The following is a 7,814-nucleotide window of genomic DNA, read 5'->3' on the forward strand; positions in this document are numbered from 1 at the left end:
AGTAATAACCAACAGTCATACTGGTATTCAACCTGCCGGTTAAGAGTGACCCGCAATGGTCAGGAGATTTTTAATCAGTCCACGACGGATGCTCAGGGCGTATTTTCCTCAGTTATAGATATGCCTGCCGGACAGGGGACGCTGACACTGACATTCACCGTATCTTCATCAGGAGCGAATAACTGGACACCAACAACCAGTATCAGCGATCTGCTGGTTGTGGTGATGAAAAAATCCACAGCAGGTATCAGTATCAGCTGAATTTTATAACCCAGAACGGGCGTCAGAAATGACGCCTTTTTTATTGCAGAAAAGCGAGAGGTAATTATGCGTAAAGTTTGTGCAGCCATTTTGTCCGCAGCCATTTGTCTGGCCGTATCCTGTGCGCCTGCATGGGCGTCTGAACATCAGTCCACGCTGAGCGCGGGGTATCTTCATGCCCGGACCAACGTTCCCGGCAGTGATGATCTGAACGGGATTAACGTGAAATACCGTTATGAGTTTACGGACACACTGGGGATGGTGACGTCGTTCAGCTATGCAGGAGACAAGAATCGCCAGCTTACCCGTTACAGCGATACCCGCTGGCATGAAGACTCCGTTCGTAACCGCTGGTTCAGCGTGATGGCGGGGCCGTCTGTACGCGTGAATGAATGGTTCAGCGCGTATGCGATGGCAGGCGTGGCTTACAGCCGTGTGTCGACTTTCTCCGGGGATTATCTCCGCGTAACTGACAACAAGGGGAAAAAGCACGATGTGCTGACCGGAAGTGATGACGGTCGCCACAGCAACACGTCTCTGGCGTGGGGAGCTGGCGTGCAGTTTAACCCGACCGAATCCGTGGCCATTGATGTCGCTTATGAAGGCTCCGGCAGTGGCGACTGGCGCACTGACGGGTTCATCGTGGGTGTCGGTTATAAGTTCTGATTAGCCAGGTAACACAGTGTTATGACAGCCCGCCGGTTCAGGCGGGCTTTTTTGTGGGGTGAATATGGCAGTAAAAATTTCAGGTGTACTGAAAGACGGCACAGGAAAACCGGTACAGAACTGCACAATCCAGCTGAAAGCAAAACGTAACAGTACCACGGTGGTGGTGAACACGCTGGCATCTGAAAATCCGGATGAAGCCGGGCGTTACAGTATGGACGTTGAGTACGGTCAGTACAGCGTTATTCTGTTGGTGGAAGGATTCCCGCCGTCACATGCCGGGACCATCACCGTGTATGAAGATTCCCGACCCGGTACGCTGAATGATTTTCTCGGTGCCATGACGGAGGATGATGCCCGTCCTGAGGCACTGCGCCGTTTTGAACTGATGGTGGAAGAGGTGGCGCGTAACGCGTCCGCGGTGGCACAGAACACGGCAGCCGCGAAGAAGTCAGCCAGCGATGCCGGCACATCAGCCCGTGAGGCGGCAACCCATGCGACTGATGCTGCAGGCTCAGCACGCGCAGCCAGCACATCAGCCGGGCAGGCCGCGACGTCGGCTCAGTCAGCGTCTTCCAGCGCAGGAACGGCATCAGCAAAGGCTACTGAAGCATCAAAAAGTGCTGCCGCTGCAGAGTCCTCAAAAAGCGCGGCGGCTACGAGTGCCGGTGCGGCGAAAACGTCAGAAACGAATGCTGCAGCGTCACAAAAATCTGCAGCCACTTCTGCATCCACCGCGACCACGAAAGCGTCAGAAGCTGCCACCTCAGCCCGGGATGCGGCGGCCTCAAAAGAGGCAGCGAAATCATCAGAAACGAACGCATCATCAAGTGCCAGTAGTGCAGCTTCCTCGGCAACGGCGGCAGGAAATTCCGCGAAGGCCGCAAAAACGTCTGAGACGAATGCGGATAACAGCGCACAGGCGGCAGCAGACTCACAAACTGCATCGGCAAACTCCGCGACAGCAGCCAAAAAATCAGAAACCAACGCGAAAAATAGCGAGGCAGCAGCAAAGAGCAGCGAAACAAACGCTAAAGCCAGCGAAACTAATGCTAAATCCAGTGAAACAAACGCGGCGAAATCTGCGGCGGACGCACTTAATTATCGCAACCAGGCGCAAGTAATTGTTGGCGATAATATCGGTCTTGGCTCAGCCCCGCGTGATTGTCCTGATATTTCCGGCAACCCATCAGGGTATATCGGATTTATGCGCATTATGAGTAATGCAAAAGGCTTTCCATCGATTGCATCCGGTGAAAGCAGTCTTACGGGGTTTATTAGTCAGGTAGATGGAACACCAGCGTATACAGGTGTATTTCAGGGATGGACTACGCGCTCGCTTTATACTTATCGCTGGAATCCGACAATAGGCCCGCAATGGACACGCCACGCAAGAAAAGATGAGGTTATCCGATTTCAGCGTTCAAGCGACACAAGAACCATCATTTTATCTACTGACGTTCAGGCGGACGGCTGTTACTTACAGGTTGATGCTGACGGTCAGTGGGGCGCATTTAACCCTAAAGCTGGTAGATGGCAACCGCTCGCAGTTGCGCAAGGTGGCACTGGGGCGAATGATGCAAGTACAGCGCGCTCTAAACTTGAAGTCATGTTTGAAGCAAAAACTGGCCTTGATGCGAATACGAACTTAAACGATATAAAAGGTACTACAGCCGGTTTTTATTACCAACCAATGTCTGCCAACGCAAAGCCAGAACTAAATTACCCGATACAGCTTGCGGGTGCATTGTTAGTGCAAAGAACTGGTGCTAATGGTAGTGATGGTTGTATCCAGAGCTATTTTGTATATAACAATTCATCAATTCTTTATAGAAGGATATATACCAGCACACAAGGTTGGAGTGTATGGAAAAAAATAGTATTAACAGAAAGAATTGAAGAAGGCGAATCGACAACTTACGTTTATTCGAATTACTCACCATCAGCGCCACGACTTCAGGTGTCAACATCTGGATTGTGGGGTTGCCATAACGGATCGTCATGGGTTCCATTACCTATTGGACAAGGAGGCACTAATGCGGCAACTGTTGATGGTGCCAGAACGAATCTTGGCTTAGGTAGGAACAACAGCCCTCAACTTAACAGTCTATTTCTTGATAGATATAGTGATTCGACCAATACATACACATCTAGTGGAATTCTCCATACAAGACTGTTAGCAACTGACAGCACTGTGCGTCTTGGTGCTGATATGTATGTTGAGACTTTATCAAATGAGCCAGGTCAATTAACAATAAGGTTTACATACGATGGTTCAACTGGTGCTTCAAAATATCTAAACCTTAACTCAGAAGGTAATTTAATTGTAGATAGTGCGATACTGAAATCAACGGTTGAAAAACCTTTACAAATAAGGAGCGCTAACCCAGCAATAAGATTTAATGAAACAGATCGCCCGGCTAACACGCCTACTTATACTCTCATTGCTAATGGTGGAAACTGGTTTATTCATAAAAGCGATTATGATGATGCCGGAAGCACCAGCACCGCAATTTCATATAATTTTGCAAACGACAGACTTGATGTGCAAAATTTTAAAGCGTCTGGGTTAATTACAGCTAACTCAGTAACAACATCATCACCAGTTAAATCCGGTGGAGGTAGGGTAGAGATACTTGGTAGCGTTGCAGATTTTTCTACAATGTCATGCTATGTTCGCGGCCTTAACAGTACAGGTAGTTCCGCTGCGTGGGTGTTAGGTATGCACTCAGGCGAAAGCAAAATGGTGTCACTTAAGAACTACCATAGTAATGCAGAGATTCTACTTAATGGCAGTGATGGAGCAGTTCAACTCAAAACAGGTGCTGTTAACGGTGCTAAAGCGCAGGCGCTCACTATCAACAAGGATGAGGTTAACTCAACTGTTGATTTAACCCTTACAAAACAATCAGGGACTGGCAATCGTTTTGTTTTACAGAACTTAGGTAATACAGAACTATCATTTGCCGCAAAAGTATGGGGATCAAGTGATCGACAAAACGTTTTTGAGGTTGGAACGTCTGCTGCATATCTGTTTTATGCGCAAAAAACATCAGCAGGCCAGTTGTTTGATGTAAATGGCGCTATTAATTGCACAACGCTGAATCAGTCATCAGACCGCGACCTTAAAGACGATATTCGCGTTATCAGCGACGCTACGAAAGCAATCCGTAAAATGAACGGGTACACCTACACGCTCAAGGAAAACGGAATGCCTTATGCTGGCGTTATTGCACAGGAAGTAATGGAGGCGATACCTGAAGCTGTGGGATCGTTTACTCATTATGGTGAAGAGTTGCAAGGTCCGACCGTTGACGGCAACGAGCTACGCGAAGAAACTCGCTATCTTAATGTTGACTACGCCGCCGTGACGGGGTTACTTGTTCAGGTCGCCCGTGAAACAGATGATCGCGTTACTGCGCTGGAAGAGGAAAACACAACGCTACGTGAAAATCTGGCAACAGCAGGCACCCGGATCACCACTCTGGAAAATCAGGTAAGCGAACTGGTTGCACTTGTCCGGCAGTTAACAGGAAGCGAACATTGATATCCTTCAAGCCCTGAAGGAGGCTGTTCCCGGTACGTTCAGACTGTTGTTGGGCTGGAGATCGCAACGGAGGAAGAGAAAGCGTTACTGGCCGCATGGAAAACATATCGGGTGCTGCTAAACCGTGTGGACACTTCCGTAGCACCAGATATCGAGTGGCTTATTCAACCATAATAAACAGTATGTATATCATAGGTTATTAATTGTGAGTTTTTTCGGTGTGTTATTTGTTTGTTTGATGTTATGCTTTTGCGCCCCAAAAGGTTGTTTAGATGTATTTTATCAATTGATTTTCAATATCGTTTAATAAAGAAAAATTAAGCAAGCTGGATGTTGGTTTTTTGTTAATTGAATGGTTCTGATAATGTTTTTTTACTGTTGTTGAATGTGACTTGATAAGAAATGCAAGTAAAAATGATACTCTTTTTATTTTAAATTAAAACGGTTGACATATATATAGCAAGAGGTTTCAGGTGCGTTGTAGTGAGTTTATGTTAATAAAAAGTATAGTAAGCGTTGAAAAATGTAACTTTGAAATACGTTAGAATAAAAAACAATATACATATAATAATTTAATCTTAAATGAAATTTATTAAAATTTGCAAACTATAATTTTGTGTATAAAAATATAAATGCACATCATCCTGATTATGATTGTGTATTTAATTGGTTGTTATTTGACTGCTATCAACTTGTTTTAATTTTATGATAGGTGCAAGATGGATTATGTTTGCTCCGTAGTTTTCATCTGTCAATCATTTGATTTAATTATAAACAGGAGAGTTATCTCGTTCAAAAAAAATTCATTGTTTATTGTAAGCGACAAAATTAGAAGGGAGTTACCAGTATGCCCCTCTAAACTAAGAATTGTTGATATAGATAAGAAAACATGTTTATCCTTTTTTATCGACGTGAATAATGAGCTGCCTGGCAAATTTACTCTTGATAAGAATGGCTATATTGCTGAAGAGGAACCTCCATTATCGCTTGTTTTTTCTCTGTTTGAAGGGATTAAAATAGCAGACTCACACTCCCTTTGGTTAAAAGAAAGACTATGTATATCCTTACTTGCCATGTTCAAAAAACGCGAAAGTGTAAATTCTTTTATACTAACAAATATAAATACATTTACCTGTAAAATTACTGGAATAATCAGTTTTAACATTGAGCGGCAATGGCATTTAAAAGATATTGCGGAATTGATTTATACGAGTGAAAGTTTAATAAAAAAAAGATTAAGGGATGAAGGAACGTCATTTACCGAAATATTGAGAGATACTAGGATGAGGTATGCAAAAAAACTCATAACTTCAAACTCTTATTCTATCAATGTCGTAGCCCAGAAATGTGGCTATAACAGTACTTCATATTTCATATGTGCATTTAAAGATTATTATGGTGTCACGCCATCTCATTATTTTGAGAAAATAATCGGCGTCACAGATGGAATAAACAAAACAATTGACTGATAATGTTTATTACAAGTTGTCTACATGTTAATTATAATATTATACAGCGTTTTTTCTGATGTGATATTCTGGAACCATTAATTTGTAATTGGGTTGTTGTCGCCTATTTTATACATACTATAATTGATGGTTTTCTATGTGATTTAGTTAATAACCTTCTGGGTTTATTTTAAGGGTTAATTGTTACATTGAAATGGCTAGTTATTCCCCGGGGCGATTTTCACCTCGGGGAAATTTTAGTTGGCGTTCTTAAAATGTGTACTTAAGACCAGCAGTAGTGATGAAGTTATAGTTTTCTATACCTGCTCCATTTTTGCTGTAGTCTGAAGTGTTATTATTGTGATCATAAAGTGAAGTATTACCTTTTTTATTCGTAACCCGATTCCATGCGCCTTCAACATAAACTTTTGCATTAGGTGTGACGTAATAACCTGCATTGACTGCAACAGAATAGTAATTTTGGTCTTTGACCTTACTGCGATAAGTGATTCTTTTTCCCGGGTCATAGTGTTCATCGTTATCAGATGATTCCACCCAGCCGCTGTATTTAAATGTGCCACCGAGTTCAAAATCTTCATAACGATAACTTCCAGTCAAGCCAATGTAGGGCATTTTAAAACGTTGTTTGTAGCCGATTGCTCTTTCTCCATTCGGGAAGGAGCCGATATCATCTCTGAATCCCTCCTCAGAACTGTAGATATAGGAACCACCTCTGGCTGTAAAGCTATAACGGCTTTCCTGATATCCGGCCATGAGTCCCAGGCGGTAATTGGGTTCGTTGAGGAGCCAGCCTTTGATATTCAGATCAAATTCGTTGGCATAATTGAGTTGTGTATCAGGGTGTCTACTTTCATCCGTCCAGGTTCCGGGGTTACTGGAATCCATCCAGTCCTGATCGACCATATTGCCACCTCGGCTGCCGAGAGTTGTCCAGCCAGCAGCCCCGATAGATATCTGGGGCATCAAATCCCAATTAATTGCACCTTTAATAATTGCAGCGTTATTGAATTTCCAGTCGAGTTGACTGACTTTTCGGCCTCCTTCTTCGGCTAGATAAACACGCTCTTTTGTTTTTCCGCTCAGAGTTCCAAGACTAATGTCCGCATTTATGTTGTCAGGAGTAAACGATAAAGTCTCGGTAGAAGCAAAAGAGCTGATCGCAATAGGGGTTGTCAGGACTATTCCCAGAAGTTTCGCCCGCATAAAAGTTCTCCATTCAATCGTTTTAATGATTGAATATGTATTTTTTATATCTAACTTAATGAGTCAATTACATATTGCTCCACTGTTTATATTTTGTTTAGTATTGAATGATTATCACAATGCGCTATCTGTTTTTGGTTTAATTATCTGTTATTGTTTCATATTGCGGTTTTACTGTGTGGTTTTTTTATGCTTTTGTGGTGCTTTTATCTATTTAAGTGCCATGCCTTTAGAGGCATATAAGCGAAAATAGCATGAGGTTTATCCTCAATTACTATGTTTTTTAGTACAAAAAAGAGGGACAAAACTGAGACACATAAGGCCTCACAATGGCTTGCAAGGCTTTACATGTTTTGAGGTAGTGGGACGTGTGAGCGCAGAGATGGCGCGGTAAGTTGTTGACTTAAAATGTCGTTCTAGGAACTTCTAAGTCGTGGGCCGCAGGTTCGAATCCTGCAGGGCGCGCCATTTCTTCTTCATTTATGCCCGTCTTATCCGTTTCCGCTTTGCCCTTCACCACATCACTTTTTGTCGCTGTTTGGGGTGATGCTGCCAACTTACTGATTTAGTGTATGATGGTGTTTTTGAGGTGCTCCAGTGGCTTCTGTTTCTATCAGCTGTCCCTCCTGTTCAGCTACTGACGGGGTGGTGCGTAACGGCAAAAGCAC

6 protein-coding genes and 1 pseudogene are annotated in these 7,814 nt (G+C 43.6%); 6 read left to right on the plus strand and 1 reads right to left on the minus strand.

Going from position 1 to position 7,814, the window contains the following annotated elements:
* The 5 genes and pseudogenes from ACJHXA_RS23160 to appY form a co-directional block, all read left to right on the plus strand.
* Positions 1-261 (plus strand): phage tail tip protein (locus ACJHXA_RS23160; protein WP_283512373.1); only part of this gene is annotated, 261 nt, incomplete at its 5' end.
* Positions 262-327: 66 nt separating this feature from the next.
* Positions 328-927 (plus strand): Ail/Lom family outer membrane beta-barrel protein, encoded by a 600-nt coding sequence (locus ACJHXA_RS23165; RefSeq protein WP_113990276.1) that lies wholly within the window; start codon positions 328-330, stop codon positions 925-927.
* Positions 928-991: 64 nt separating this feature from the next.
* Entirely contained in the window at positions 992-4,474 is a 3,483-nt protein-coding gene (locus tag ACJHXA_RS23170; RefSeq protein ID WP_215423527.1) for a prophage tail fiber N-terminal domain-containing protein, read from the plus strand.
* 36 nt (positions 4,475-4,510) lie between these two features.
* Positions 4,511-4,648, plus strand: a pseudogene (locus ACJHXA_RS23175) (tail fiber assembly protein); the annotation flags it as partial.
* A gap of 545 nt (positions 4,649-5,193) precedes the next feature.
* Entirely contained in the window at positions 5,194-5,943 is a 750-nt protein-coding gene (appY, locus tag ACJHXA_RS23180; RefSeq protein ID WP_000386784.1) for a DNA-binding transcriptional activator AppY, read from the plus strand.
* Positions 5,944-6,192: 249 nt separating this feature from the next.
* Here the strand turns inward: appY and ompT are convergent, their stop codons facing one another.
* Entirely contained in the window at positions 6,193-7,146 is a 954-nt protein-coding gene (gene ompT / locus ACJHXA_RS23185) for an omptin family outer membrane protease OmpT (RefSeq protein ID WP_001201845.1), read from the minus strand.
* A 597-nt stretch (positions 7,147-7,743) separates the two neighbouring features.
* Here ompT and ACJHXA_RS23190 point away from each other — a divergent pair.
* Positions 7,744-7,814, plus strand: a 71-nt coding sequence (locus ACJHXA_RS23190; RefSeq protein ID WP_001568368.1) for an IS1 family transposase, incomplete at its 3' end; no start/stop codon positions are given.

The organism is Escherichia sp. WS33 (genome assembly GCF_046486385.1).
Lineage (GTDB): Bacteria > Pseudomonadota > Gammaproteobacteria > Enterobacterales > Enterobacteriaceae > ECMA0423.

What these genes read in the sequence shown, in the direction of transcription:
- ACJHXA_RS23165 (WP_113990276.1), top strand. Translation starts at nt 328, where the DNA reads ATGCGTAAAGTTTGTGCAGCCATTTTGTCCGCAGCCATTTGTCTGGCC.
- ACJHXA_RS23170 (WP_215423527.1), top strand. Translation starts at nt 992, where the DNA reads ATGGCAGTAAAAATTTCAGGTGTACTGAAAGACGGCACAGGAAAACCG.
- appY (WP_000386784.1), top strand. Translation starts at nt 5,194, where the DNA reads ATGGATTATGTTTGCTCCGTAGTTTTCATCTGTCAATCATTTGATTTA.
- ompT (WP_001201845.1), bottom strand. Translation starts at nt 7,146, where the DNA reads ATGCGGGCGAAACTTCTGGGAATAGTCCTGACAACCCCTATTGCGATC.